The sequence below is a fragment of the Streptomyces sp. WG7 genome (assembly GCF_049975785.1).
Classification (GTDB): Bacteria; Actinomycetota; Actinomycetes; order Streptomycetales; family Streptomycetaceae; genus Streptomyces.
On sequence record NZ_JBNGGE010000156.1, the window covers coordinates 1 to 1,013 of the forward strand.

Sequence of the window (1,013 nt, forward strand, 5' to 3'; positions counted from 1 at the left end):
GCGAACGCCTTGCACCGCCCATCCACCGCCAACCCACCCTGCACGGAGAACCCGACGAACGCATCCGGCGTCGCCATCACGGTCACACCGCCGACCAGAGCCATCGAACACTCACGGGACCGCAACGCCTGCGAAGCCCAGTGCAACGCCACCAGAGACGAGGAACACGCCGTGTCCACCGTCACCGCGGGGCCCTGCAACCCCAGCACATACGCCACCCGCCCCGACAACACACTCTGCGAACCACCCGTCATCAGGTGCCCCGCCACATCGTCGACGGAGTCGCTCGCCACCCGCGTGTATCCAGATTCGAAGGCGCCGACGAACACACCGACCGAACTGCCCGCCAGGGAAGACGGATCGATCCCGCAGTGCTCCAATGCCTCCCACGACGTCTCCAACAACAGCCGCTGCTGCGGATCAGTCGCCACCGCCTCACGCGGAGAGATCCCAAAGAACTCCGCATCGAAATCGCCGATCCCCTCCAGGAAACCGCCCTGGCCCGTAGTCGACGCGCCCGAACCGGACCCAGGCCCGCCCGAACCGAAGAGCTCCTCCAGGTCCCAGCCGCGGTCGGCCGGGAACTCCGACACCACATCCCGTCCCTCGGCAGCCACACGCCAAAGATCATCCGGGCCCGACACACCCCCCGGGTAACGGCACGCCATGCCGACGATCACGATCGGATCGTCCTCCAGCGACACCACCGGCGGCAGGCTCGCCACGTCGGACTCGACGGGTGCCTCACCAAGCAGTCCAGCCACGTAATCGGCCAGAACCCTGGCCGTGGGATAGTCGAACACCAGCGTCGCGGGAAGCCGCAACCCGGTCGCCGAGGCGAGCCGGTTACGCAACTCAACCGCCGTCAACGAGTCGAACCCCAGATCCTTGAACGGCCGGCCGAGCTCCACCTGCTCCGCAGACCGGTGCCCCAGCACAGCCGCCGCATGCCCGCGAACCAGATCCTGCAGGAAACCGGGGCGCTCCCCACCCGGGATCGCCGCCCACCGCCG

Annotated in this window: 1 protein-coding gene; it reads right to left on the reverse strand. The window is 68.1% G+C overall.

Annotated elements, in window-relative coordinates; all coding sequences use genetic code 11:
• On the reverse strand, positions 1–1,013 hold a 1,013-nt coding region (locus ACP4J0_RS38490), incomplete at both ends, for a type I polyketide synthase (RefSeq protein ID WP_426604100.1).